Origin of the sequence: Klebsiella sp. K5-204, assembly GCF_030128585.1 — a bacterium.
Taxonomy (GTDB): domain Bacteria; phylum Pseudomonadota; class Gammaproteobacteria; order Enterobacterales; family Enterobacteriaceae; genus Klebsiella; species Klebsiella quasipneumoniae.
On record NZ_JAKUZS010000009.1, the window covers coordinates 74,146 to 99,117 of the forward strand.

26 protein-coding genes are annotated in these 24,972 nt (G+C 59.0%); 17 read left to right on the plus strand and 9 right to left on the minus strand.

What is annotated here, in order from left to right; translation table 11 throughout:
• The first annotated feature begins 9 nt into the window (after positions 1 to 9).
• Positions 10 to 810: an A24 family peptidase gene (locus MKR05_RS22270; protein ID WP_101989314.1), complete on the plus strand. Its 801-nt coding sequence runs from the start codon at positions 10 to 12 to the stop codon at positions 808 to 810.
• A gap of 47 nt (positions 811 to 857) precedes the next feature.
• On the opposite strand, the gene hrpB is transcribed toward MKR05_RS22270, so the two are convergent.
• Positions 858 to 3,287, minus strand: coding sequence for an ATP-dependent helicase HrpB (gene hrpB, locus MKR05_RS22275; protein WP_101989315.1), 2,430 nt, complete (start codon positions 3,285 to 3,287; stop codon positions 858 to 860).
• 72 nt (positions 3,288 to 3,359) lie between these two features.
• Between hrpB and thpR the strand changes: the two genes are divergently transcribed.
• The 9 genes from thpR (at position 3,360) to panD (ending at position 10,355) form a co-directional block, all read left to right on the plus strand.
• On the plus strand, positions 3,360 to 3,896 hold the full coding sequence (gene thpR / locus MKR05_RS22280) for an RNA 2',3'-cyclic phosphodiesterase (RefSeq protein WP_101989316.1): 537 nt from the start codon (positions 3,360 to 3,362) through the stop codon (positions 3,894 to 3,896).
• Positions 3,896 to 4,612 (plus strand): DNA/RNA nuclease SfsA, encoded by a 717-nt coding sequence (sfsA, locus tag MKR05_RS22285; RefSeq protein WP_023292014.1) that lies wholly within the window; start codon positions 3,896 to 3,898, stop codon positions 4,610 to 4,612. The genes thpR and sfsA overlap by 1 nt, the downstream gene beginning before the upstream one ends.
• A 162-nt stretch (positions 4,613 to 4,774) precedes the next feature.
• Complete coding sequence (gene dksA, locus MKR05_RS22290; protein ID WP_002888845.1) at positions 4,775 to 5,230, plus strand: RNA polymerase-binding protein DksA; 456 nt, start codon at positions 4,775 to 4,777, stop codon at positions 5,228 to 5,230.
• Between the two features lie 59 nt (positions 5,231 to 5,289).
• Positions 5,290 to 6,171: a tRNA glutamyl-Q(34) synthetase GluQRS gene (gene gluQRS, locus MKR05_RS22295; RefSeq protein ID WP_023292013.1), complete on the plus strand. Its 882-nt coding sequence runs from the start codon at positions 5,290 to 5,292 to the stop codon at positions 6,169 to 6,171.
• Between the two features lie 62 nt (positions 6,172 to 6,233).
• The gene (gene pcnB, locus MKR05_RS22300) at positions 6,234 to 7,628 is read left to right on the plus strand and encodes a polynucleotide adenylyltransferase PcnB (protein WP_071787251.1); all 1,395 of its coding nucleotides are present in this window, start codon (positions 6,234 to 6,236) and stop codon (positions 7,626 to 7,628) included.
• Positions 7,625 to 8,104, plus strand: coding sequence for a 2-amino-4-hydroxy-6-hydroxymethyldihydropteridine diphosphokinase (gene folK / locus MKR05_RS22305; protein WP_048296707.1), 480 nt, complete (start codon positions 7,625 to 7,627; stop codon positions 8,102 to 8,104). The genes pcnB and folK overlap by 4 nt, the downstream gene beginning before the upstream one ends.
• A 119-nt stretch (positions 8,105 to 8,223) precedes the next feature.
• Complete coding sequence (panB, locus tag MKR05_RS22310; RefSeq protein ID WP_023292010.1) at positions 8,224 to 9,015, plus strand: 3-methyl-2-oxobutanoate hydroxymethyltransferase; 792 nt, start codon at positions 8,224 to 8,226, stop codon at positions 9,013 to 9,015.
• Positions 9,016 to 9,026: 11 nt separating this feature from the next.
• Positions 9,027 to 9,881, plus strand: a complete 855-nt coding sequence (gene panC, locus MKR05_RS22315; protein WP_023292009.1) for a pantoate--beta-alanine ligase — start codon at positions 9,027 to 9,029, stop codon at positions 9,879 to 9,881.
• Between the two features lie 93 nt (positions 9,882 to 9,974).
• Positions 9,975 to 10,355 carry an aspartate 1-decarboxylase gene (gene panD, locus MKR05_RS22320; protein ID WP_004204397.1) on the plus strand — a complete coding sequence of 127 codons (381 nt, stop codon included), beginning with the start codon at positions 9,975 to 9,977 and terminating at the stop codon, positions 10,353 to 10,355.
• A gap of 36 nt (positions 10,356 to 10,391) precedes the next feature.
• Here panD and MKR05_RS22325 read toward each other — a convergent pair whose 3' ends face one another.
• From MKR05_RS22325 to MKR05_RS22340, 4 genes are all read right to left on the minus strand, one after another.
• Positions 10,392 to 11,645 (minus strand): polysaccharide deacetylase family protein, encoded by a 1,254-nt coding sequence (locus MKR05_RS22325; protein WP_023292008.1) that lies wholly within the window; start codon positions 11,643 to 11,645, stop codon positions 10,392 to 10,394.
• 58 nt (positions 11,646 to 11,703) lie between these two features.
• A complete protein-coding gene (locus MKR05_RS22330) occupies positions 11,704 to 12,144 on the minus strand; it encodes a PTS sugar transporter subunit IIA (RefSeq protein WP_023292007.1) in 441 nt (146 codons plus the stop codon).
• A gap of 122 nt (positions 12,145 to 12,266) precedes the next feature.
• On the minus strand, positions 12,267 to 13,037 hold the full coding sequence (locus tag MKR05_RS22335) for an ABC transporter permease (RefSeq protein ID WP_004204389.1): 771 nt from the start codon (positions 13,035 to 13,037) through the stop codon (positions 12,267 to 12,269).
• Entirely contained in the window at positions 13,034 to 13,960 is a 927-nt protein-coding gene (locus tag MKR05_RS22340; RefSeq protein ID WP_004204387.1) for an ABC transporter ATP-binding protein, read from the minus strand. The genes MKR05_RS22335 and MKR05_RS22340 overlap by 4 nt, the downstream gene beginning before the upstream one ends.
• Positions 13,961 to 14,138: 178 nt before the next feature.
• On the opposite strand from MKR05_RS22340, the gene can reads away from it, so the two are divergent.
• On the plus strand, positions 14,139 to 14,801 hold the full coding sequence (gene can / locus MKR05_RS22345) for a carbonate dehydratase (RefSeq protein WP_004204385.1): 663 nt from the start codon (positions 14,139 to 14,141) through the stop codon (positions 14,799 to 14,801).
• 48 nt (positions 14,802 to 14,849) lie between these two features.
• Here the strand turns inward: can and hpt are convergent, their stop codons facing one another.
• Both hpt and MKR05_RS22355 read right to left on the minus strand, forming a co-directional pair.
• On the minus strand, positions 14,850 to 15,386 hold the full coding sequence (gene hpt / locus MKR05_RS22350; protein WP_004204384.1) for a hypoxanthine phosphoribosyltransferase: 537 nt from the start codon (positions 15,384 to 15,386) through the stop codon (positions 14,850 to 14,852).
• Positions 15,387 to 15,390: 4 nt separating this feature from the next.
• Entirely contained in the window at positions 15,391 to 15,510 is a 120-nt protein-coding gene (locus MKR05_RS22355; protein ID WP_032426021.1) for a hypothetical protein, read from the minus strand.
• Between the two features lie 79 nt (positions 15,511 to 15,589).
• On the opposite strand from MKR05_RS22355, the gene MKR05_RS22360 reads away from it, so the two are divergent.
• Positions 15,590 to 17,980: a glucose/quinate/shikimate family membrane-bound PQQ-dependent dehydrogenase gene (locus MKR05_RS22360; protein WP_032455031.1), complete on the plus strand. Its 2,391-nt coding sequence runs from the start codon at positions 15,590 to 15,592 to the stop codon at positions 17,978 to 17,980.
• 74 nt (positions 17,981 to 18,054) lie between these two features.
• On the opposite strand, the gene cueO is transcribed toward MKR05_RS22360, so the two are convergent.
• The gene (gene cueO, locus MKR05_RS22365; protein WP_023292004.1) at positions 18,055 to 19,656 is read right to left on the minus strand and encodes a multicopper oxidase CueO; all 1,602 of its coding nucleotides are present in this window, start codon (positions 19,654 to 19,656) and stop codon (positions 18,055 to 18,057) included.
• A 145-nt stretch (positions 19,657 to 19,801) separates the two neighbouring features.
• Between cueO and MKR05_RS22370 the strand changes: the two genes are divergently transcribed.
• The 5 genes from MKR05_RS22370 (at position 19,802) to speD (ending at position 24,392) form a co-directional block, all read left to right on the plus strand.
• The gene (locus MKR05_RS22370) at positions 19,802 to 20,149 is read left to right on the plus strand and encodes a YacC family pilotin-like protein (RefSeq protein ID WP_004204381.1); all 348 of its coding nucleotides are present in this window, start codon (positions 19,802 to 19,804) and stop codon (positions 20,147 to 20,149) included.
• A gap of 245 nt (positions 20,150 to 20,394) precedes the next feature.
• Positions 20,395 to 20,805, plus strand: coding sequence for a hypothetical protein (locus MKR05_RS22375; RefSeq protein WP_023292003.1), 411 nt, complete (start codon positions 20,395 to 20,397; stop codon positions 20,803 to 20,805).
• 548 nt (positions 20,806 to 21,353) lie between these two features.
• A complete protein-coding gene (locus MKR05_RS22380) occupies positions 21,354 to 22,565 on the plus strand; it encodes an FKBP-type peptidyl-prolyl cis-trans isomerase N-terminal domain-containing protein (RefSeq protein ID WP_165453669.1) in 1,212 nt (403 codons plus the stop codon).
• A gap of 147 nt (positions 22,566 to 22,712) precedes the next feature.
• Entirely contained in the window at positions 22,713 to 23,573 is an 861-nt protein-coding gene (gene speE, locus MKR05_RS22385; protein WP_004204376.1) for a polyamine aminopropyltransferase, read from the plus strand.
• A gap of 24 nt (positions 23,574 to 23,597) precedes the next feature.
• Entirely contained in the window at positions 23,598 to 24,392 is a 795-nt protein-coding gene (speD, locus tag MKR05_RS22390; protein WP_004204375.1) for an adenosylmethionine decarboxylase, read from the plus strand.
• A gap of 154 nt (positions 24,393 to 24,546) precedes the next feature.
• Here speD and yacL read toward each other — a convergent pair whose 3' ends face one another.
• Entirely contained in the window at positions 24,547 to 24,909 is a 363-nt protein-coding gene (gene yacL, locus MKR05_RS22395; protein WP_004204373.1) for a protein YacL, read from the minus strand.
• Positions 24,910 to 24,972 lie beyond the last annotated feature (63 nt).

Consider the following 24,972-nt stretch of genomic DNA (forward strand, 5'->3'; position numbering starts at 1 on the left):
GGAGCAAAAATGACGACATTAGCCGCATTATCGCTGCATTTTCCCCTTGTCTGGTATGGTTTCCTGCTGCTGTTCGGCCTGGCGCTGGGCAGCTTTTACAACGTGGTGATCTACCGTCTGCCGCGCATGCTGACCCAAACCGCGGACGACGAGCCGATAACCCTCAGCACGCCGGGCTCATCCTGCCCGCAGTGTCGCCAGCCGATAGCCTGGCGGGACAATATCCCGCTGCTCAGCTTCCTCTGGCTAGGCCGTCGCGCCCGCTGCTGTCAGGCGCGCATCTCGTGGAGCTATCCGCTGACCGAGCTGGCCACCGGCCTGCTGTTTATCCTCGCCGGGGCGCTGCTCGCGCCGGGCCTGGCGCTGGCGGGCGGCCTGGTGCTGCTCTCCTTCCTGCTGATACTGGCGCGGATTGACGCCCTGACCCAGCTGCTGCCCGATCGCCTGACCCTGCCCCTGCTGTGGGCCGGACTGCTGTTTAATCTTAACGAGGTGTACATTGCACTGCCGGACGCGGTCGCCGGGGCGATGGCCGGTTATCTGGCGCTGTGGTCGGTCTACTGGCTGTTCCGCCTGCTGACCGGCAAAGAGGCCCTGGGCTATGGCGATTTTAAGCTGCTGGCGGCGCTGGGCGCCTGGTGCGGCTGGCAGGCTCTGCCGCAGGTGCTGTTGCTCGCCTCGGCCAGCGGGCTGGCGTGGACCCTGCTGCAACGCCTGTGGACCCGGCAGTCGCTGCAGCAGCCGCTGGCCTTCGGCCCCTGGCTGGCGCTGGCGGGAGGGGGCGTTTTTCTCTGGCAGCAGATGGTCTAGCGTGAGTGGTTCGCCTGGCCGGGCAGAATGCCGCCCGGCGCCTGGGGCTACGAATATTTTTTGCTGCGCCGGGTCGGGGCGGCGTTGGCCGGATCGTCCGGCCAGACGTGTTTCGGATAACGTCCCTTCATCTCTTTTTGCACCTCGCGGTAGCTTCCCTGCCAGAAGGCGCTGAGATCGCGAGTGATCTGCAGCGGACGCTGGGCGGGCGACAGCAGCTCCAGCACCAGCGGCACCCGCCCCTCGGCGATAACCGGCGTCGTGGCCTCGCCGAACATCTCCTGCATACGCACCGCCAGCGCCGGCGGGTTCTCCGCATGGTATCGGATCGCCAGACGGCTGCCGGTCGGCACGGTATAGTGCGTCGGCAGCTCGCGATCCAGCTTCTGGCGCAGCGGCCACGGCAGCCAGTCCTGTAGCGCCTGACGCAGATCCAACGCCTTCAGCGCCCGCAGCGAGTGAACGCCGTTCATCTGCGGCAGCAGCCATGCCTCCAGCGAGGCCAGTAGCGAAGCGTCATCCACCGCGGGCCATGCCTCTTCCGGCAGCCACTGCGCCGCACACTGCAGCCGCAGTCGCAGCTGCTCGGCCTCTGGCGTCCAGTTGAGCACCGCAAGGCCTTTCTCACGAATACCGTTGAGCATCGCCTGATGCAGCTCCGCCTCAGATGGCTTCGCCAGCGGCTGGGTCTTGATCACCAATTGGCCCGTCACGGTCCGCCGCCAGGCTTTCAGCGTCCCCTGCGCTTCATCCCACTCCACCGTGTCGGAACGCTGCGCCAGCTCGGGACGGGCGGCGATCAGCTCGCCGATATCCACCGGCAGAGCCAGCAGCATGCGGGCATCCGGCGAGGTGCTGCCCTGCAGCAGCAGCGGAGCGATCAGCCACTCATGGCGGCCCAGCGCGTCGTCGGCGTCAAGCATCGCGCCCATGCCGTTCGCCAGCTGATAGCGCCCCTCCTGACCGCGGCGACGGGCGATGCGGTCGGCGAAGGCCGACGCCAGTAGCGCGGCCATTCGTCCGGCGTCGGGCTGTCCGCTGCGGCAGGCCAGACGCTTCATCAGCTGCTGCGCCCGCTGCTGCCAGTTGGCCTGCTGACGGGAAAAGACGGCGGCCAAATCCACCAGCCCGCCGCGCGGCGGCTCCTCGAGGATCGCCGCCAGCCTGGCCGCCGTCGCCACCTCGTCATCGGTCTGGGCAGCGGCCAGCATCGCCGCCAGCCGGGGCTCGTTGCCGAGGGTCGCCATTTTGCGGCCAAACGCCGACAGCCGCTCGCCGTCCAGCGCCGAGAGCGCCTCCAGCAGGCGGCGCGCGGCGGCCAGGTTCACCGCCGGCGGCCGATCCAGCCAGGCCAGCGCGGCCGGATCGTGGCACCCCCACTGCAGCAGCTCCAGCAACAGCGCCGACAGATCGCTGTGCAGGATCTCTGGTTCGCTCTGCGCCGCCGCTCGTTCGGCCTGTTCTTTGCCAAGCAAATGCAGGCAGATCCCCGGGGAGAGACGACCGGCGCGTCCGGCGCGCTGCGTCATCGATGCCTGGCTGATGCGCTGCGTCACCAGCCGGGTCAGGCCGGTGCGCGGGTCAAAGCGGGCAACCCGCTCCTGGGCGCTGTCGACCACCAGGCGGATGCCCTCGATGGTCAAACTGGTCTCGGCAATGTTGGTGGCCAGCACCACTTTGCGCTTCCCGGCCGGCGCCGGGAGGATCGCTTTGCGCTGCTCGCTCAGGGGCAGCGCGCCATACAGCGGACAGAGGATGACATCCTCCGCCACGCGCTCCGTCAGCTGGTCGAGAACGCGCTGGATCTCGCCGACGCCGGGCAGAAACAGCAGCATCGACCCCTGTTCATGCCGCAGGAGCTCCGCCGCCGCTACCGCCACCGCCTCATCAAAACGCTGGTGCGCGGAGAGCGGGCTGAAGCGACGCTCCACCGGATAAGCGCGCCCCTCCGAGACCACCACCGGCGCCTCCGGCAGCAGACGCTGCAGGCGCTCGTTATCGAGGGTCGCCGACATAATCAGCAGTTTGAGATCGTCACGTAACCCCTGCTGGACATCAAGCAGCAGGGCCAGCGCCAGATCCGCCTGCAGGCTGCGCTCGTGAAACTCATCGAGGATCACCAGCCCCACGCCCGTCAGCTCGGGATCGCGCTGGATCATGCGCGTCAGGATCCCCTCCGTGACCACCTCCAGGCGGGTCTGCGGTCCGACGCAGGTTTCGGCGCGCATGCGGTAACCCACGGTCTCCCCCGGCTTTTCGCCGAGCAGTTCAGCCAGCCGCTGCGCGACATTGCGCGCCGCCAGACGCCTCGGCTCCAGCAGGATAATGCGTCCCGTGATGTTGCCCTCGGCAAGGATCTGCAGCGGCAGCCAGGTCGACTTCCCGGCGCCGGTCGGCGCATTGAGCAAAACCTGCGGCGCATGCTGCAGGGCGGATAACAATTCTGGGAGGACGGCGGCAACCGGCAATGAGGACACAAAAGGCTCCGGGGGTTAACATTCAGGGGCTCGCATTGTAGCATCCCCCTAATTCATTACCGAGTCTCTATCATGTCTGAGCCGAAAAGGCTGTTTTTTGCGATTGAACTGCCGCCTGCCATCCGCAAACAGATTGTCCAGTGGCGGGCAACGCACTTCCCGGAGGATGCCGGCAGGCCCGTCGTGGCGGATAACCTTCACCTCACGCTGGCGTTTCTCGGCGAGGTGAGCGCGGAAAAACAGCGGGCGCTGACCGCCCTCGCCGGCCGCCTCCAGCCGCCGGGCTTTACCCTGACGCTGGACGATGCCGGACAGTGGCTGCGCTCGCGGGTGGTCTGGCTCGGGACCCGTCAGCCGCCGCGCGGCCTGCTGCAGCTCGCCAGCATGCTGCGCGCTCAGGCGGCGCGCAGCGGCTGCTATCAGAGTCCGCAGCCGTTTCATCCGCATATTACCCTGTGGCGCGACGCCCGCCAGGCGGTGCCGATCCCGCCGCCCGGCTTTCGCTGGACGTTTCCGGTGAACGAGTTCGTGCTCTATGAATCCAGCTTTAGCCGGGGGCGCACGCGCTACACGGCGCTGGAACATTATCCGTTTGATAAGGAAAGTTGATGCAGTTTGATCCGCCGTTGCAGCCCGCCATTTTGCTTAAACGTTACAAACGATTTCTTGCCGACGTGGTGACCCCCGATGGCCGCGAGCTGACGCTCCACTGCCCGAATACCGGGGCGATGACCGGCTGCGCCGCCCCGGGCGACACCGTCTGGTATTCCACCTCTGACAATGTGAAGCGCAAATATGCCCACACCTGGGAATTAACTGAAACGCAGCAGGGCGCCGTTATTTGCGTCAATACGCTGCGCGCGAATACGCTGGCGAAAGAGGCGATTTCCGCCGGAATAATCCCTGAACTTTCAGGCTATAACCAGCTGAAAAGTGAAGTGAAATACGGTGCAGAGAATAGCCGTATCGATATTATGTTACAGGCAGATGATCGCCAAAACTGCTATATTGAAGTGAAATCGGTTACGTTGGCGGAGAAAGAATACGGTTATTTTCCCGATGCGGTGACCACACGCGGTCAGAAGCACCTGCGGGAGCTGATGGCCGTCGCGGCAAATGGCGACCGCGCGGTGATTTTATTTGCCGTCCTGCATTCGGCAATTGACCGTTTCTCTCCCGCGCATCATATTGATGCCAGATACGCACAGCTGTTAACAGAAGCCCGCGACAAGGGGGTGGAAATTCTCGCCTGGAAAGCGGAACTTTCTACGACGAGGATGACTCTGAATAAGCCGATCGCCGTGGTGTTAAACCCCGGTAAATAAGTGGCTAAATAGTGTTCGGGTCGCAAGCGCGAATACGCTTTTCTTCACAGGGTTGTCAAGTGTAACGTTTAGATAATTGCTATCCGGAAAAGCATCTGCTATTTATAGCGGCCTGATTTTCCCCCACATGGGGATCGATAGTGCGTGTTAAGGAGAAGCAACATGCAAGAAGGGCAAAACCGTAAAACATCGTCCCTGAGTATTCTCGCCATCGCTGGGGTGGAGCCGTACCAAGAGAAACCGGGCGAAGAGTATATGAACGAAGCCCAGCTGGCGCACTTCAAGCGTATTCTTGAAGCATGGCGTAATCAACTCAGGGATGAAGTGGATCGCACCGTATCGCACATGCAGGATGAAGCTGCTAACTTCCCGGACCCGGTAGACCGTGCCGCCCAGGAAGAAGAGTTCAGCCTGGAGCTGCGTAACCGCGACCGCGAACGTAAATTGATCAAAAAGATCGAGAAAACGCTGAAAAAAGTTGAAGATGAAGACTTCGGCTACTGCGAATCCTGCGGCGTGGAGATCGGCATTCGCCGTCTGGAAGCGCGTCCGACAGCGGATCTGTGCATTGACTGCAAAACCCTGGCGGAAATTCGCGAAAAACAGATGGCGGGCTAATCCCCTGCTGCCTCACTCTCTGGCGGGAGTCTCTCCCGCCTGGTTCTGTTGTCCGTATCATGACTGACTCACGCTATATAGGGCGCTTTGCTCCCTCCCCCTCCGGCGAACTCCACTTCGGCTCTCTGATCGCCGCGCTCGGCAGCTACCTGCAAGCCCGCGCGAACCAGGGTATCTGGCGCGTTCGTATTGAAGATATCGACCCGCCGCGCGAAGTCCCCGGGGCCGCCGACACCATCCTGCGCCAGCTCGACCACTACGGTCTGCACTGGGACGGCGAGGTGCTCTGGCAGTCGCAACGGCACGAAGCCTACCGCGAGGCGCTGGCCTGGCTGGGTGAGCAAGGGCTGAGCTATTACTGCACCTGCACCCGCGCGCGGATCCACGCCGTAGGCGGGATCTACGATGGTCACTGCCGCGACCTTGGCCTGGGGGCGGAAAACGCCGCGCTGCGTCTGCGCCAGACCCGTCCGGTTCTGCAGTTCACCGACCGCCTGCGCGGCACGCTGGTCGCCAACGAGCCGCTGGCGCGTGAAGATTTTATTATCCACCGTCGCGACGGGCTGTTTGCCTACAACCTGGCGGTGGTGGTGGATGATCACTTTCAGGGGATCACCGAGATCGTCCGCGGCGCCGATCTGATTGAGCCGACGGTGCGGCAGATTTCGCTGTATCAGCATTTTGGCTGGCAGGCGCCGGACTACCTCCATCTGCCGCTGGCCCTCAATGCCGACGGCAATAAGCTCTCTAAACAAAACCACGCGCCGGCGCTGCCGGAAGGCGATCCGCGCCCCGAAATCGTCCGCGCGCTCCGCTTTCTGAATCAGGAGATCGCCGGGGAGTGGCAGGCCCTGAGCGTCGATGATTTACTCGCCCAGGCCGTCGCCAACTGGCAGCCCGCGAAAATCGAGCATTCTCAAATGGCTCCCGCTGAGCTATGATTAGCCGCTATTTTTACACTGTACAGTTGATCTGAAGTCCGTCTGACACTACGAGGTGCACCATTTTTACCCGAGTCGCTAATTTTTGCCGTAAGGTGCTAAGCCGTGAGGAGCGCGAGGCAGAAGCCGCCGTCGAACCAACGCCTATGACGGTGATCCCGCGTGAGCAGCATGCTATTTCCCGCAAAGATATCAGTGAAAACGCCCTCAAGGTCATGTACCGCCTCAACAAGGCGGGCTACGAGTCCTGGCTGGTCGGCGGCGGCGTCCGCGACCTGCTGCTTGGCAAAAAGCCAAAAGATTTTGACGTCACGACCAACGCCACGCCGGATCAGGTGCGTAAGCTGTTCCGCAACTGCCGTCTGGTCGGGCGCCGTTTCCGCCTCGCGCACGTGATGTTCGGGCCGGAAATCATTGAGGTCGCTACCTTCCGTGGCCATCACGAAGGACACACTACCGATCGCGTCACCTCCCAGCGGGGCCAGAACGGCATGCTGCTGCGCGATAACATCTTCGGCTCGATCGAAGAGGACGCCCAGCGTCGCGACTTCACCATAAACAGCCTCTATTACAGCGTGGCGGACTTTACCGTGCGCGACTACGTCGGCGGCATGAAGGATCTGCAGGACGGCGTGATCCGCCTGATCGGCAATCCGGAAACCCGCTATCGCGAGGATCCGGTACGCATGCTGCGCGCGGTGCGCTTCGCCGCCAAGCTGGATATGACCATCAGCCCGGAAACGGCCGAACCGCTGCCGCGGCTGGCCGCCCTGCTCCACGACGTGCCGCCGGCGCGCCTGTTCGAAGAAGTGCTCAAGCTGCTGCAGGCCGGGCATGGCTATCAGACCTACCTGCTGCTGCGGGAATACAACCTGTTCCAGCCGCTGTTCCCGACCATCACCCGCTACTTTACCGAGCGCGGCGATAGCCCGATGGAGCGGATCATCAACCAGGTGCTGAAGAACACCGACACCCGCATTCATAACGACATGCGCGTCAATCCGGCCTTCCTCTTCTCGGTGATGTTCTGGTATCCGCTGCTGGAAACGGCGCAAAAAATCGCTCAGGAGAGCGGCCTGGCGTACTATGACGCCTTCGCGCTGGCGATGAACGACGTACTGGACGAAGCCTGCCGTACGCTGGCGATCCCTAAGCGCATCACCACACTGATCCGCGATATCTGGCAGCTGCAGCTGCGCATGTCCCGTCGCCAGGGCAAACGCGCCTGGAAGCTGATGGAGCATCCGAAATTCCGCGCCGCCTACGATCTGCTGGAGCTACGCGCCGGCGCTGAAAACAACGGCGAACTGCAGCGTCTGACCAAATGGTGGGGCGAATTCCAGGTCGCCGCGCCGCCGGCGCAAAAAGATATGCTCAACGACCTCGGGGACGATCCGGCGCCGCGCCGTCGCCACCGCCGTCCGCGCAAGCGCGCGCCGCGCCAGGGTAACGCATGACCCTGGTCTATATCGCCCTCGGCAGTAACCTCGCTTCGCCACTGGCGCAGGTGCAGGCGGCTATCCGCGCCCTGGGCGAAATACCTTACAGCCGCGTGGTGAACGTCTCTTCGTTCTACCGTACGCCGCCGCTGGGCCCGCAGGATCAGCCGGACTATCTCAACGCCGCCGTCGCGCTGGAAACCACGCTGGCCCCCGAGGCGCTGCTCGATCACACCCAGCGCATTGAGCTGCAGCAGGGTCGGGTGCGCAAAGCCGAACGCTGGGGGCCGCGCACCCTCGATCTCGATATCATGCTGTTTGGCGATGCGGTCATTAACAGCGAGCGTCTGACCGTTCCGCACTACGATATGAAAAACCGTGGCTTTATGCTCTGGCCGCTGTTCGAGATCGCCCCGGACCTCCGCTTTCCTGACGGCCCTGCGCTGCGTACCGTACTGGATGATCTCGGCGCGACAAAACCCGCTATCTGGTAATTCCCTCTCCTTTTTTAGCATTTACGGCGATCGTCGTAATCGGTTGCCCAAAATCATTGCCCCTCTAAATGCTGCTGTTAGAATGCCGGTTAATATGACTTTCATCATCAGGAAATGTTATGAAACCGACCACCATTGCCCTGCTGCAGAAATGCAAACAGGAAAAGAAGCGCTTTGCCACCATTACCGCCTACGACCATAGCTTCGCGAAGCTGTTCGCCGATGAAGGCATTAATGTGCTGCTGGTGGGCGACTCGCTGGGAATGACGGTGCAGGGTCACGACTCCACCCTGCCGGTCACCGTGGAAGATATCGCCTATCACACCCGCGCCGTCCGCCGCGGCGCGCCGAACAGCCTGCTGCTCGCCGACCTGCCGTTTATGGCCTACGCCACGCCGGAGCAGACCTTCGAAAATGCCGCCATCGTGATGCGCGCCGGCGCCAATATGGTCAAACTCGAAGGCGGCGCCTGGCTGGCCGAGACCGTGAGGATGCTGGCGGAACGCGCGGTGCCGGTTTGCGGCCACCTCGGCCTGACGCCGCAGTCGGTGAACGTATTCGGTGGCTATAAAGTGCAGGGCCGCGGCGATGCGGCGCAAACCCTGTTTGAAGACGCGTTAGCGCTGGAAGCGGCAGGCGCGCAGCTGCTGGTGCTGGAGTGCGTCCCGGTCGCCCTGGCGAAACGCATCACCGAAGCCCTGACCATTCCGGTGATCGGCATCGGCGCGGGCAACGTCACCGATGGGCAGATCCTGGTGATGCATGACGCTTTCGGCATTACCGGCGGCCACATTCCGAAATTTGCCAAGAATTTCCTTGCCGAGGCGGGCGACATCCGCGCCGCGGTGCGGCAGTATATTGCCGAAGTCGAATCCGGGGTCTATCCGGGCGAAGAACACAGTTTCCATTAAGGAGTCTTGTTGTGCTGATTATAGAATCCGTGCTGCTGCTGCGTCAGCATATCCGCCGTCTGCGTCAGGAAGGCAAGCGTATCGCGCTGGTCCCGACGATGGGCAACCTGCATGATGGTCATATGAAGCTGGTTGATGAAGCCAAAGCCAGCGCGGACGTGGTGGTGGTCAGTATTTTCGTCAATCCGATGCAGTTTGACCGCGCCGATGACCTGGCGCGCTACCCGCGCACCCTGCAGGATGATTGCGAAAAGCTGAACAAGCGTCATGTCGACTTTGTCTTCGCGCCGACGCCGGCGGAAGTCTACCCGCAGGGCACCGAAGGCCAGACCTACGTCGACGTCCCCGGCCTGTCCACTATGCTGGAAGGCGCCAGCCGTCCGGGCCATTTTCGCGGCGTGTCGACCATCGTCAGTAAGCTGTTCAACCTGGTTCAGCCAGACGTCGCCTGCTTTGGCGAGAAAGACTTCCAGCAGCTGGCGCTGATCCGCAAGATGGTTGCCGACATGGGCTACGATATCGATATTATCGGCGTGCCGATCGTCCGCGCGAAGGATGGCCTGGCGCTGAGCTCGCGTAACGGCTATCTGACCGCCGACCAGCGCAAAATCGCCCCCGGTCTGTATAAAGTGCTGAGCGCGGTGGCGGAAAAACTGGCCGCCGGCGACCGTCAGCTCGACGAGATCATCGCTATCGCCGAGCAGGAACTGAACGAGAAAGGTTTCCGTGCCGACGACATTCAGATCCGCGATGCCGACACCCTGCTTGAGCTGACCGAAGCCAGCCAGCGCGCGGTGATCCTGATGGCCGCCTGGCTCGGTCAGGCCCGCCTGATCGACAACCAGATCGTCACGCTCGGTCAGTAGACAGCGGGTAAAAATCGGGCAATACTTGCCCGGGCTTTTCTCAGGGCGGACGTCGTGTCCGCTCTGCTACATTAAGGTTGAAGGGTAGAAGTTATGATGCGTAATATGCTGCAGGGCAAGCTCCACCGCGTAAAAGTGACGCAGGCTGACCTGCACTATGAAGGTTCCTGCGCCATTGACCAGGATTTCCTGGATGCGGCCGGTATTCTGGAGAATGAAACCATTCACCTCTGGAACGTCACCAACGGTAACCGTTTCTCCACCTACGCCATTGCCGCCGAGCGGGGTTCCAGAATCATCTCCGTTAACGGCGCCGCCGCGCACTGCGCCAGCGTCGGCGATATCCTGATCATCGCCAGCTTCGTCACCATGTCTGACGAAGAGGCGCGCCGCTGGCAGCCCAACATCGCCTACTTCGAAGGCGACAACGAAATGAAGCGCCAGGCGAAAGCGATTCCGGTGCAGGTCGCCTGATGACCACGACGCTGCGCTCAGGCGCAGCGCCGAAGTTTACCCCTGCGGCTGGTTACTGATCAGCCGCGACATCGTCTCCAGCGAATCCGTGCGTAAGATATATAACCGCTTTAGCAGAAACGGATTGTCCCCCGGCTTCACCTTCCCACGCACCGTCGTCACCGCCATATGAAACCCGGCGTCATTCGCCGCCTGCACCGCCGTGGCGTTATAGCCGCCGAAGGGATAGGAAAGGTAGAGCACATGTGGATTAAACTGGCTCAGCGCCCGGCGCGAACGGGCAAAATCAAACAGAATATTATGGTAATTGCGGCTGAATAAGATCGGCCGCCGGCCGGCGTCCACCCGGTGCAGGAAGTGGGTATGCGACTGAATGTCAAAGACGTCCTGGATCTGCCGGAGCTCAGAAATGCTCATGAACTGCAGCGATTTCGGATCCCATTGCTGCGGATGACGCTTGATGCGCGAAGAGATAATAAAGGCGGTGGCGTGGAAGCCATACTGTTTCAACACCGGATAGGCGTAGCGGTTTACCGATTTCAAACCGTCATCAAAGGTAATGGCGACTGCCCGCGCCGGAAGGTTAATTTTATTGCGCACGTAGCCTTCCAGCTGATACAGGGTCAGCGTGGTATACCCCTGATCCCGCAGCCAGGTCATCTGGTTATTGAAGGCGCGTACCGAGGTGGTGGTCGAGGTATGGCGGAAACGGGTGTTCTCTTCGTCACGCAGAATATGGTGATAGGTCAGCACGGGGATCCCGTTATCCTCCTGCGCATCCAGACTGCTGACCCACGCCAGCCGATCGCCAATGCGGATCTGAAACCAGGTCTGATTGAGGCGGTCTTTCAGCTTGCTGAGGATCGGATAGCGCAGATTATTGGCCAGCGTGCCGAACGGCGCGCTGCTCACTGAGGGAGCGTCATAGAGCGGTGTATCTTTCCAGGTGAGTAAATTCTGGTTACTCAGCGGCTTATTGAGATCCCCCAGACGGTCCTCCACCCGCTGCTTACCCTGCACTGGCTCCAGATGGCCCTTGTCAATAAACCCGGTGCCGAAGCCGAAGCGAAACTCATAGTAATCAGCCGCCGTCGGGACAACCGCGAGGATCTGCCCGGCACGCACATTGCCCACGCTGACCACATGGTTCCCCACCTGCGCCCAGATCACCGCGTCTTCGGTGGTTTGCATATAGCGCACAGGTTTGCCCTGCTGGCTAAGCAGACTGGCGGAGGCGCTGAGTGAGGTCAGTAAAAGAAGCAGAGTAAAAAATCGGACAAGCATGCGCATCGAACCGGTAAACCATCAACGGCGGTTATTGTAACAAAAGCGGCATCTGTCCCGCTGCTTAATTTCCAAAGGTATCATGACGCAACCGGAACGGGGGGTTCTTCTGCTGCTGATGCCACAGGCTGCTCACCATCGGCCCGCCCGCGCTGACGATAGCCTGGCGAAACGCCTCGCTGCTTAACGTGTCCCGCAGCAGATACATTCGCTCAAGTAATGAATAGCTGACGCCGGAGATCACTTCGCAGTGGGTATGTTTGTGGCTCATCAACGCCGCGGCCCGATAAGGCGCCGCGCCGGTTCTGTCGGTTAGGAAAATGACCCCGTCTCCGGAGTCGGTGGCATGCAGCGCATCGCACATCATCCGGCTCAACATATTGCTGCTGAGATTGCGCCAGTAATTGACCGCCCGGCACTGGGCCAGCGGACCAAATTTTTGTTCAAGACGATCCAGCATCTCCTGCGCCAGCTCATCGTGGCAGGTAATGACCCAACCAAGCATGCTTCCCTCCTTAGCCAGCCAACAATGTAGCAAGGGGAAGATGGCGTATCGGTGATGGGGGTCAAAGATAAGCGGTTAGCGCTTCGCGTATTGGCGTCCGGAAGCGCTAACCGTGATGAGTATCAGCTACGCAGGCCGCGACCGCGCTGGATTAACGACCAGCAGAGGAGATAGAAGGCGACGATGAAGACCACCAGCACCGCAAAGGTGGTCACCAGCGGCACATCGTTGATACCGAGGAAGCCGAAGCGGAAGCCGCTGATCATGTAGACGATGGGGTTCAGATGCGACAGCCCCTGCCAGAACGGCGGCAGCAGGGTCAGCGAGTAGAACACCCCGCCGAGATAGGTCAGCGGCGTCAACACAAAGGTCGGGATCAGGCTGATGTCATCGAAGGTCTTGGCAAACACCGCGTTCAGCAGTCCGGCCAGCGAGAACAGCACCGCGGTGAGGAGCAGCGTCAGGGCGACAAACAGCCAGGAGTGAACCTGGAACGGCACAAAGAACAGCGACACCGCGGTCACCAGGATACCCACGCACAGCCCGCGCGCCACCCCGCCGCCCACGTAGCCGGCGATAATCACGTGCGTCGGCACCGGCGCCACCAGCAGCTCCTCAATGTTGCGCTGAAACTTGGCGCTGAAGAACGACGAGGCGACGTTGGCGTAAGCGTTGGTGATCACCGCCATCATGATCAGGCCCGGCACGATAAACTGCATGTAGGTAAAGCCATGCATCTCGCCGATGCGCGACCCGATCAGGTTGCCGAAAATCACGAAGTACAGGGTCATGGTGATCACCGGCGGCACCAGCGTCTGCACCCAGATGCGCATAAAACGGTGGATCTCTTTGGTCCAGATGCTTTTCAGCGCGACCCAATAAAGCTGCATCATGCTGACTCTCCTTTTCGCTCATGCACCAGGGTGACAAACAGCTCTTCCAGACGGTTGGCTTTGTTACGCATACTCAGTACCTGCACCCCCTGGGCGCTCAGCTGCGCGAAAACGCTGTTAATCCCCTGCTCGCGCAGGACCTCCACTTCCAGCGTCGAGGTATCGACCAGCTGATACTGGTAGCCCTCGAGCTTCGGCACCGGGCTCTTTGGCGCGAGGTCGAGAATAAAGGTCTCTGATTTCAGCTTCGACAGCAGCGCTTTCATCGAGGTGTTTTCCACCAGCGTACCGTGCTGGATGATGCCGATGTTGCGGCACAGCATTTCAGCCTCTTCCAGATAGTGGGTGGTCAGAATAATGGTGGTTCCACGATCGTTGAGATCCTTGAGGAAACCCCACATCGAGCGGCGTAGTTCGATATCGACGCCGGCGGTCGGCTCGTCGAGGATCAGCAGCTTCGGCTCATGCATCAACGCGCGAGCGATCATCAGGCGGCGCTTCATCCCGCCGGAGAGCATCCGCGCGCGTTCGCTGCGTTTTTCCCACAGATCGAGCTGTTTTAAGTACTTTTCGCTGCGGGCGATGGCTTCTTTACGCTCAACGCCGTAGTAGCCCGCCTGGTTAACGACGATCTGCTGCACGGTCTCGAACGGGTTAAAGTTAAACTCCTGCGGCACCAGGCCAAGCTGGCGCTTGGCGTTGACGACGTCTTTCTCCAGATCGTAGCCAAAGACATTGACCTGACCGGAGGTTTTGTTCACCAGCGAGCTGATGATGCCGATCGTCGTGGATTTTCCCGCCCCGTTCGGGCCCAGCAGGGCATAGAAATCCCCCGCTTCAACCTGCAGGTCAATTCCCCGCAGCGCCTGAACCCCGCCGGGGTAGGTTTTTTTGAGCTGTTTTAATTCCAGAGCAATGGTCATTAAATATCTCTTCTCGTGTCATGACACGTCATTAACCCGCCTGACTGACGTTTGCGCTGTAGTGGCGCGGCCAGCGCATCTGCAGCCGGAAGTATCACGGGTTAAGATGGTTTTAAAAAAGGTGAGCTTACCCTATATTAGCGCAACGCACTTACTTGGTTACAGGCCGATAACGTCCATGAATGATATAGATACACTCATCAGCAACAATGCACTATGGTCAAAAATGCTGGTGGAAGAGGACCCCGGCTTTTTTGAGAAACTGTCGCAAACGCAGAAACCGCGCTTCCTGTGGATTGGCTGTTCTGACAGCCGCGTACCCGCTGAGCGACTCACCGGCCTGGAGCCAGGCGAACTGTTTGTGCATCGTAACGTGGCGAATCTGGTGATCCACACCGACCTCAACTGCCTGTCGGTGGTGCAGTATGCCGTCGATGTTCTCGAAGTCGAGCACATTATTATCTGCGGCCACTACGGCTGCGGCGGCGTACAGGCGGCGGTGGAGAACCCGGAGCTGGGGCTCATCGACAACTGGCTGCTGCATATCCGCGATATCTGGTTTAAACACAGCTCGCTGCTGGGGGAAATGCCGGAGGAGCGCCGGCTGGATACCCTTTGTGAACTGAACGTAATGGAGCAGGTGTACAACCTGGGACATTCGACGATTATGCAATCGGCGTGGAAGCGCGGACAGAAGGTGACCATCCACGGCTGGGCATATGGCATTCACGACGGACTGCTGCGCGATCTGGATGTGACCGCCGTGAGCCGGGAAACCCTTGAACAGCGCTATCGCCACGGGATCTCCAACCTCAAGATCAAGCACATCAACCACAAATAGCCTTCAGACTTAGCCACTCTGGCGCGCGCGCCAGAGTGGGATATCCCCTTACTCGTCCAGCAGGGTGACTTTGCCGATATACGGCAGATGGCGGTAGCGCTGAGCGTAGTCGATACCGTAGCCCACCACGAACTCGTCCGGAATGGCGAAACCGACGAACTCAACCGGGACATTCACTTCACGGCGGCTTGGTTTATCCAGCAGCGTACAAATGGCCAGCGACTTAGGCTCGCGCAAGCTGAGGATCTCACGCACTTTAGACAGGGTATTGCCGGAGTCGATGATATCTTCCACGATCAGAACGTCTTTACCACGGATGTCTTCGTCCAGATCTTTGAGGATTTTCACATCACGGGTAGTGGACATGCCGCTGCCGTAGCTCGAGGCGGTCATAAAATCGACTTCATGCGGCACCTGCACTTCACGGCACAGGTCGGCCATGAACATAAACGAGCCGCGCAGCAGCCCCACCAGCACCATTTCGCTGCCGCTGTCCTGATAATGTTCGTTGATTTGACGACCCAGTTCCGCGATGCGCGCTTTGATCTCGGATTCCGGGATCATCACTTCTACAGTATGTTTCATAAGACTAACCATTTGATTCTAAATATAAATCATCAAAGCCGCTGCTTTCGCCCCGACGATGACCGGCAAGCCATCCAGTATACCAGCAAAAAGAAATCTGCGGTGCAGGGATTAATAAAGCCATATTTGTGATTCCGATCACACTTGTTAAATCCTATAATTAATTGCAGTTAAAAAATTAACAAACACATGAGTAACTTTCTATGGCTGAAACAAAGTCTCAACAATCAAGGCTCCTGGTGACGCTGACTGCGCTATTTGCAGCGTTCTGCGGCCTCTATCTTTTAATCGGCGGAGCATGGCTGGTCGTGCTTGGCGGCTCCTGGTACTACCCCGTCGCCGGTCTGGTGATGCTGGGCGTGACCGTGATGCTGTTCCGCGGCAAGCGCGCTGCGCTGTGGCTGTACGCCGCGCTGCTGCTGGCGACCATGATCTGGGGCGTCTGGGAAGTCGGCTTCGACTTCTGGGCGCTGACGCCGCGTAGCGATATCCTCGTCTTCTTTGGTATCTGGCTGATCCTGCCCTTTGTCTGGCGTCGTCTGCCGGTGCCTTCCGCTGGCGCCGTAGGCGCGCTGGTCGTCGCCTTGCTGATCAGCGGCGGCATGCTGACCTGGGCCGGTTTTAACGACCCGCAGGAGATCAACGGCACTCTGAGCGCCGACGCCACCCCGGCGGCGCCGATCTCCAACGTTGCCGACGGCGACTGGCCGGCCTATGGCCGCAACCAGGAAGGCCAGCGCTTCTCCCCGCTGAAGCAGATTAACGCCGACAACGTGAAGAACCTGAAGGAAGCCTGGGTGTTCCGCACCGGCGACCTGAAACAGCCGAACGATCCGGGTGAAATCACTAACGAAGTGACGCCGATTAAAGTCGGCGACACGCTCTTCCTGTGTACCGCCCACCAGCGTCTGTTCGCGCTTGACGCCGCCTCCGGTAAAGAGAAGTGGCATTTTGACCCGCAGCTGAACGCCGACCCGTCGTTCCAGCACGTCACCTGCCGCGGTGTCTCGTATCACGAAGCGAAAGCGGATAACGCCCCTGCCGACGTCGTCGCCGACTGTCCGCGCCGCATTATCCTGCCGGTGAACGATGGTCGCCTGTTCGCAGTGAACGCCGACAACGGTAAGCTGTGCGAAACCTTTGCCAACAAAGGTATTCTCAACCTGCAGACCAACATGCCGGTGACCACGCCGGGCATGTATGAACCCACTTCCCCGCCGATTATCACCGATAAGACCATCGTGATTGCCGGCGCAGTTACCGATAACTTCTCTACCCGCGAGCCGTCAGGCGTAATCCGCGGCTTTGATGTGAATACCGGGAAACTGCTGTGGGCCTTCGATCCAGGCGCGAAAGATCCGAACGCCATCCCAAGCGATGAGCATCACTTCACGCTCAACTCACCCAACTCCTGGGCGCCTGCCGCCTACGACGCCAAACTGGATCTGGTCTATCTGCCGATGGGCGTGACCACTCCGGATATCTGGGGCGGTAACCGCACGCCGGAGCAAGAGCGCTATGCCAGCTCGATTGTCGCGCTGAACGCCACCACCGGTAAGCTGGCCTGGAGCTACCAGACCGTCCACCACGATCTGTGGGATATGGACATGCCTTCCCAGCCGACGCTGGCTGACATTGAAGTCAACGGCAAAACCGTGCCGGTCGTCTATGCTCCGGCGAAAACCGGCAACATCTTCGTGCTGGATCGCCGTAATGGCGAGCTGGTGGTCCCGGCCCCGGAAAAACCGGTTCCGCAGGGCGCCGCCAAAGGCGATTACGTCGCCAAAACCCAGCCGTTCTCCGATCTGAGCTTCCGTCCGAAGAAAGATCTGACCGGGGCGGACATGTGGGGCGCCACCATGTTCGACCAGCTGGTGTGCCGCGTGATTTTCCATCAGATGCGCTATGAGGGTATCTTCACCCCGCCATCTGAGCAGGGCACCCTCGTCTTCCCGGGTAACCTGGGGATGTTTGAATGGGGCGGTATCTCCGTCGATCCGAACCGTCAGGTGGCTATCGCCAACCCGATGGCGCTGCCGTTCGTCTCTAAACTGATCCCACGCGGCCCGGGCAACCCAATGGAGCCGCCGAAAGATGCGAAAGGCTCAGGCACCGAGTCCGGCGTGCAGCCGCAGTACGGCGTCCCGTACGGCGTCACCCTGAACCCGTTCCTGTCGCCGTTCGGTCTGCCGTGCAAACAGCCGGCCTGGGGCTATATCTCCGCGCTGGATCTGAAAACTAACGAAGTGGTATGGAAAAAACGTATCGGTACCCCGCAGGACAGCCTGCCGTTTCCGATGCCAGTTAAACTCCCATTCACCATGGGTATGCCGATGCTGGGCGGTCCGATCTCCACGGCGGGCAACGTCCTGTTCATCGGCGCGACCGCGGATAACTACCTGCGCGCGTACAATATGAGCAACGGCGAGAAGCTGTGGGAAGCCCGTCTGCCAGCCGGCGGTCAGGCCACCCCGATGACCTACGAAGTGAATGGCAAACAGTATGTTGTCATCTCTGCCGGCGGTCACGGCTCGTTCGGGACCAAAATGGGCGATTATATCGTCGCCTATGCGCTCCCGGATGAGGCGAAATAAAACGCAAAACGGCAACGAAAGTTGCCGTTTTTTTTGTCTTTATCCCCTCTCCCACGCGCCAGGGTTATACCGCCCTAAACCGTGAACCCCAACATCATCCCGGTGTCTTCATGTTCCAGCAGGTGGCAGTGGGCCATATAGGCAAACTCCTTCGGCGCCGGATGATCAAACTTCACTAGTACTTCACTCACGTCCCCTTCCACACGCACGGTGTCTTTCCAGCCGCGACGATGTGCCGCTGGCGGCTTGCCGTTTTCGCTCAGGATGCGGAACTGGGTGCCGTGGATATGGAACGGATGCAGCATCATGTCGCCCTTACCCGAAATCACCCAGCGCTCATACTGGCCTCTGGCGGCGGCGAACATCGGCACATTCATGTCGAAGGCTTTGCCGTTGATGCGGTTGGCGTTATGGAAATCAAATCCCTTGCCCGACGACATGCCATGATCCATGCCGGACCCGTGGTTCATGTTGCTCATGTCGCCGTGGTGCATATTCCCCATGTCGCCCATCCCGCCGTGCCCCATCATGCCGTGATCCATTCCGGCCATCGCCTGATCGCCATATTTCTCCATCAGCGCCTGCATGCCCATCCTGTCGAGCATCGGATCCATCGACAGCTGGAGCTGACGCTGCGTCAGCCCCGTCAGAGAAGGTAGCGCCGGCATAGCGGCCAGGGTATCCAGCAGCTTGCCGGAGGCAGGAATGACCAGCGGCTGGACGCGCAGTACCGGCTGTGGTTTATCAAAAGGCGCAATGGCCATGCCCATCTGACCCACCGGCAGGGTCACCAGATCAAAAGGTTTGCCGTCGCTGGTGTCCACCAGCACCTCAAAACGCTCCCCCATCAAGACCGGCAACTCATTGACCTTCACCGGCTCTGCCAGCAGACCGCCGTCGCTGGCCACCACGTACAGCGGGCGCTTATCGCTGGTCGCAAAATTGAGGGAACGGGCATTACAGCCGTTCAGCAAGCGCAGACGTAGCCAGCCGCGCGGGGCGGCATGTTCAGGATAGAGAGCGCCATTGGTCAGCAGCGTATCGCCAAACCAGCCGACGGCAGCGCTCATCACATCCAGCTGATAATCAATTTCGCCAGCGGCGGTAAACTTCTTGTCCTGCACAATCACCGGTACATCATCGATTCCCCACTGCTTCGGCAACAGCAGGCGTCCGCTCTCTTCATCCTCGATCAGCACCAGCCCCGCCAGCCCCATCGCCACCTGCCGACCGGTGGTCCCGTGCTGATGCGGGTGAAACCAGCAGGTGGCCGCCCGCTGCGTTGGGGTGAAGCTCACCGTCCGAGTGGCGCCCGGGGCGATGACCCCCTGTGGTCCTCCGTCGACCTCGCCCGGTACCTCCAGACCATGCCAGTGCAGCGTCGTCTCCTCTGCCAGCTGGTTGGTAATGTCCACCGTGATAGCCTTCCCCTGCGTCAGCTGCAGCGCGGGACCCAGTAGCGAGCCGTTATACCCCCAGGTGGTGGCGTTCAAAGCGCCAAACTGCGTTTTGCCCGCCTGGATGGTCAGCGCGATACGGTTGCGCGCATCAGCCGTCAACAGCGGCGGTACCGGCAGGGCCGGGCGACTGGCCGCAAAGACCGCACGGCTCCAAAGCGGTAACGCGCTGGCCATGCTGACCGCGGCGGTCAGTTTGAGGAAGTCTCGACGTTGCATATTCACATCCTTTTATTCTGCGGGCGAATATTTGAGCTTAAACCCTACCGTAACGGGAAGGTCAAGCAGAAGAGTAAGAATAAAGATCGGCGCTGTGTAAAGAAGTATGCTAATTTGAAGCGTCGGTGATCTAACGGTAGAAAAAATGAAGACGCTTTTCAGAACAATGGTACTCGGCAGCCTGCTTACTCTCTCCGCCAACAGCTACGCGCTCAGCGAATCAGAAGCGGAAGACATGGCTGATTTAACCGCGGTTTTTGTGTTTCTGAAAAACGACTGTGGCTACCAGAACCTTCCCAACACGCAGATCCGTCGCGCCCTGGTGTTCTTTGCCCAGCAGAACCAATGGGACCTGAGCAACTACGACAGCTACAACATGAAAGCGCTTGGCGAAGACAGCTATCGCGATCTCAGCGGCATTAACCTTCCGACGGCGAAAAAATGTAAAGCGCTGGCCCGCGATTCACTTAGCCTGCTGGCTTACGTCAAATAATTTCCCGCGCGGGCGGCAACGCGCCGCGCTTTTCCCCGACTCACCCGCCTTTAATATTTACCATTATTATTTTATACAAAATAAATTTTATCTACCTCGCAATACATCAAGCCAATAAATAAATTAAACCCGTACTAACAGCCCTGGCAGATAAAAACAATAAAATATCCCTAACGATATATTGCAAAATAAAAAGCAGCCTTTTAGAATCCGTTGAAAATATATCTACTTCATGGACTGAAATTGTGAATATCTCGCTGACTCTTCGTATTATTCCACTTGCCGCTATGTTATTAGCCGGCTGTAGCAATACCGCCCCTCGCCAGCAGGTAAAACCGCTCACCACCCCGCTAACGTCGCAGCAGCAGGCAGAGCAGGAGCGAGCGGCCAGCGAACAAGCGCGCATTGAATCCTGCCGACAGGCGCTGGACTCGCTAAAAGAGGTTAACCCACAGCAGGCAACCAAACTCAGCAATGACTTCAATGCCTTAGTGCGTGCGGCGTCACAATACAACAGCGTGCGCGAGAAAGTGGCGGATCCCACCCGGCTTGGCATTGACTCCATGTATCAGTTTAAATCCATCAAATTGTGCGCCGATATTCAGAAAACGCTAATCGATAGCCTGGTACAGCGGGGTGAAAGCAAGCAGCCATGAACAGAGCCGCCACGCTGACCCTCAACGCGCCCCTGCTGATGCTCGTCGCGGCGCTGGCGCTTTCAACACCTTTCTTCGCCGGCGCCGCGCCGGCGTTTCTTGACTACGCCCAGCAGCAAACCCAGGCGCATGAAAAAAGCGATGCTGCAACCGCAAAGCAAACGTCAGGCGATCGTCAACCTGCGGATAATAAAAAAAAGACGCCCAATACCGCACAATTGCAAAAAAGAATCGTCAGCCAGCAGGCGACGATTGAGCAAAAAAATAAAACTATTCAGCAATTAAAAAAACAGCTTGCTAACACTCCGGCCACAGAAACCTCCATCGCGAATGAGCATGCGGCCTTAAATAACAAAATAAAAGAATTACAGATCGCCTTAACCGCCGCCACCGCGAAAAATGAGGCGTTAATTAAAAAAGAAGGCGCAGTCCAGAATACGACTCTGCAGCAAAGTCAGGCCGCCGCGCTGAAGCAGATCCAACAATTAACGTCACAGCTTCAGCAAGCCGCAGCTGAAAATAAACGGCTCAGCGCCAGCCTCACCGCTCTGAATACAGATAAGCAGACGCTGGCTAACCGGCTCGCCGCGGCAGAGAAGGCGCAGCAGACCACCCTCGACCAGGTCAAAACCCTTAACGCCGACAAACAGCCGTTGGTCAACCGGCTGGCGGCGGCGGAAAAAGAGAAGCAGACCGCCCTCGACCAGGTCAAAAACCTTAACGCCGATAAGCAGTCTCTGGCTAACCGGCTGGCGGCGGCGGAAAAAGAGAAGCAGACCGCCCTCGACCAGGTCAAAGCCCTTAACGCCGACAAACAGCCGTTGGTCAACCGGCTGGCGGCGGCGGAAAAAGAGAAGCAGACCGCCCTCGACCAGATCAAAGCCCTTAACGCCGATAAGCAGTCTCTGGCTAACCGGCTCTCCGCGGCGGAGAAAGCGCCATCGAGCCGCGCCGATGCCGCCGTGGCGGCAAAAGATGAGCCCCCCGAGATGGCGGCCATAGTGGCGGCCTATCGCCTGCAGGCGGACAAAGATAACGCCCAGCTGCGGATGAAAGAGGATGAAATCCAGCTGCTGCGGACGCAGCTGACGGTCCCGCCGAGAAATACCACCGGCAAAACCGCCGCCAAACTCAGCGCGCCAGGTGAACAGCAGGCTTACGCCATCGGCGCCTCGATGGGTACAGAGGCGCTTAACGTCCTCACGACTCGTCGCACTCAGGGAGTTAACGTCGACGCTGGCCTGGTGCTGCAGGGCATCGAAGATGCTTTCAGCGGCCAGCTTCGCCTCGGCGAACAGGAGCGTAACAAAGCGCTGTTTGACATTTCACAGCAGGTTTTCCAGAACCTGAATAAAATCGAGCAGAAAAACATCAGCGCCGGTCAGAAATACCAGCAGGCGTTTGCGCGCAAAAAAGGTGTGGTCTTCAAAGAGGGCGTCTACAGCCGTATCGATTACCCGGGTAAAGGAAAGATTAGCGGCAACGATCTGGTGACCGTGGTGATCAAAGAGATGCTGACGGACGGAACGGTGATCAATGATATGGAGACGAAAGATCAGGCGCTTACCCAGAAACTGGATGCCTATCCCCCGGTATTTCGCGGGCCGCTGAAGCGCCTGCAGAACCACGGCTCCGTGACGCTGGTCGTCCCGCCCGACAAAGCCTATGGCAGTAAAGGGTTGCCACCGAAGATCCCCCCAGGCGCCACCATGGTCTATTCCGTGCGGATAGTGGATAGCCAACCCGCGCCGGTAAAATAGCCCTGTATCCCCACCGCCCTCTCCGGGCGGTGCTGTTATTCCTGCCGCATTGCTGCAATAACCGCCGTGCATCCTCATCTATAGTTGTCTATGATGTTGCACTCGTTTTACGGGTGTAACAGATGTTAACGAAGGAGGAGCCTCGCCGTGGCCGATAATCCACTGTGGCATGAAACGCTGCATGACCATTTTGGTCAGTACTTTAGCGTTGATAACGTGCTGTACCACGAAAAAACCGATCATCAGGATCTGATCATCTTTGACAACCGCGCCTTTGGCCGGGTGATGGCGCTGGATGGCGTCGTGCAAACCACCGAACGCGATGAGTTTATCTATCACGAAATGATGACCCACGTGCCGCTGCTGGCTCACGGCAACGCCAAGCATGTCCTGATCATCGGCGGCGGCGATGGCGCGATGCTGCGCGAAGTCTCTCGTCATCGCAGCATCGAAAGCATCACCATGGTGGAAATCGACGCCGGGGTGGTCTCATTCTGCCGCCAGTACCTGCCCAACCATAGCGCCGGCGCCTATGACGATCCGCGCTTTACGCTGGTAATTGATGATGGCGTCAATTTTGTTAACCAGACGACGCAAACGTTTGATGTGATCATTTCGGACTGTACCGACCCTATTGGCCCGGGGGAAAGCCTCTTCACCTCGGCTTTTTATGAAGGCTGCAAACGCTGCCTGAATCCGGGAGGGATTTTCGTTGCGCAGAACGGCGTCTGCTTCCTGCAGCAGGATGAAGCGGTCGGTAGCCATCGCAAACTGAGCCACTATTTTCGCGACGTCAGCTTCTACCAGGCGGCGATTCCGACCTATTACGGCGGGATAATGACCTTTGCCTGGGCGAGCGACAACGAGGCGCTGCGCCATCTTTCCAGCGAAATCATTCAGGCGCGCTTTCACAAAGCCAACCTGACCTGCCGCTACTACAATCCGGCAATCCATACGGCGGCCTTCGCCTTACCACAATATCTGCATGATGCTCTGTCCGCACCGTGAAGCGAAATAAGGGGGTGAACTAAATTGAAAAAATTGAAGCTGCACGGCTTTAACAACCTGACCAAAAGCCTGAGTTTTTGTATCTACGATATCTGTTACGCCAAAACGGCAGAAGAGCGCGACGGCTACATCGCCTATATCGACGAACTTTATAATGCCAATCGCCTGACAGAGATCCTGAGCGAAACCTGCTCTATTATTGGCGCTAATATCCTGAATATCGCCCGCCAGGATTATGAACCCCAGGGCGCCAGCGTGACCATTCTGGTAAGCGAAGAGCCCGTCGACCCGCGGCTTATCGACCAGACCGAACACCCCGGCCCGCTGCCTGAAACCGTGGTCGCCCATCTCGATAAAAGCCATATCTGCGTGCATACCTATCCGGAGAGCCACCCGGAAGGCGGCCTGTGCACCTTCCGCGCCGATATCGAAGTCTCTACCTGCGGGGTTATTTCACCGCTCAAAGCGCTGAACTATCTGATTCACCAGCTGGAATCGGACATTGTGACCATTGACTACCGCGTGCGCGGCTTTACCCGCGACATCAATGGGATGAAGCATTTTATCGATCATGAAATCAACTCAATTCAGAACTTTATGTCTGACGATATGAAGTCGCTGTATGACATGGTCGACGTCAACGTTTATCAGGAAAATATCTTCCATACCAAAATGTTGCTTAAGGAGTTCGACCTTAAGCATTACATGTTCCATACCCGACCGGAAGAGTTGACCGCTGAAGAGCGCAAGGTCATTACCGACCTGCTGTGGAAAGAGATGCGCGAGATTTACTACGGCCGCAATATTCCTGCCGTGTAATGCCTAAAATGCCCGGCGCCGCTTTTGCTTGCCGGGCCTGGGTTCTGCGCCGGCGGGAAGCGGGGAAAGGTACTCGTCGCGACCGGAGATGTGCCCTGCGCACGCGACGCTTAGCCGGGCTACGGTTTTCCGCAGCCCGGCGCAAAACGAGTCATCAACGCTGCTGCATAAACTCACGATAGGCGGCAACCACCTGCAGGAAATCCTCAACACCACACAGAGAGAGGCTTTCTTCGTCGTAGTAGCTCATCCCCTCCTCGATTTCGTCGCCGGAAAATTCCAGCTGATTGGCGCGTATCATCACCTCTTCGCCATCCAGCCACAGCGTATATTCATGTCCGGCACGCTGCCAGGAACGTTCACTGCCTTTCACGGTGCGCGCAGCCTGCTCCACTTCGTCAAGCAGAGCAAGATTGTCTTTCACCTCCTCGTTGAACCAGTGGCCAATCGCCTCGTGATCCATCGACATTCGCACCTTTACCACTCCGGTAATATCGCGCAGAAATTCGTAGTCCATCGTCTTTTCCTCTGCAAGGGCAATGCGTCACCGCTGCACTGTACCCATGGAGTAATTATCGCA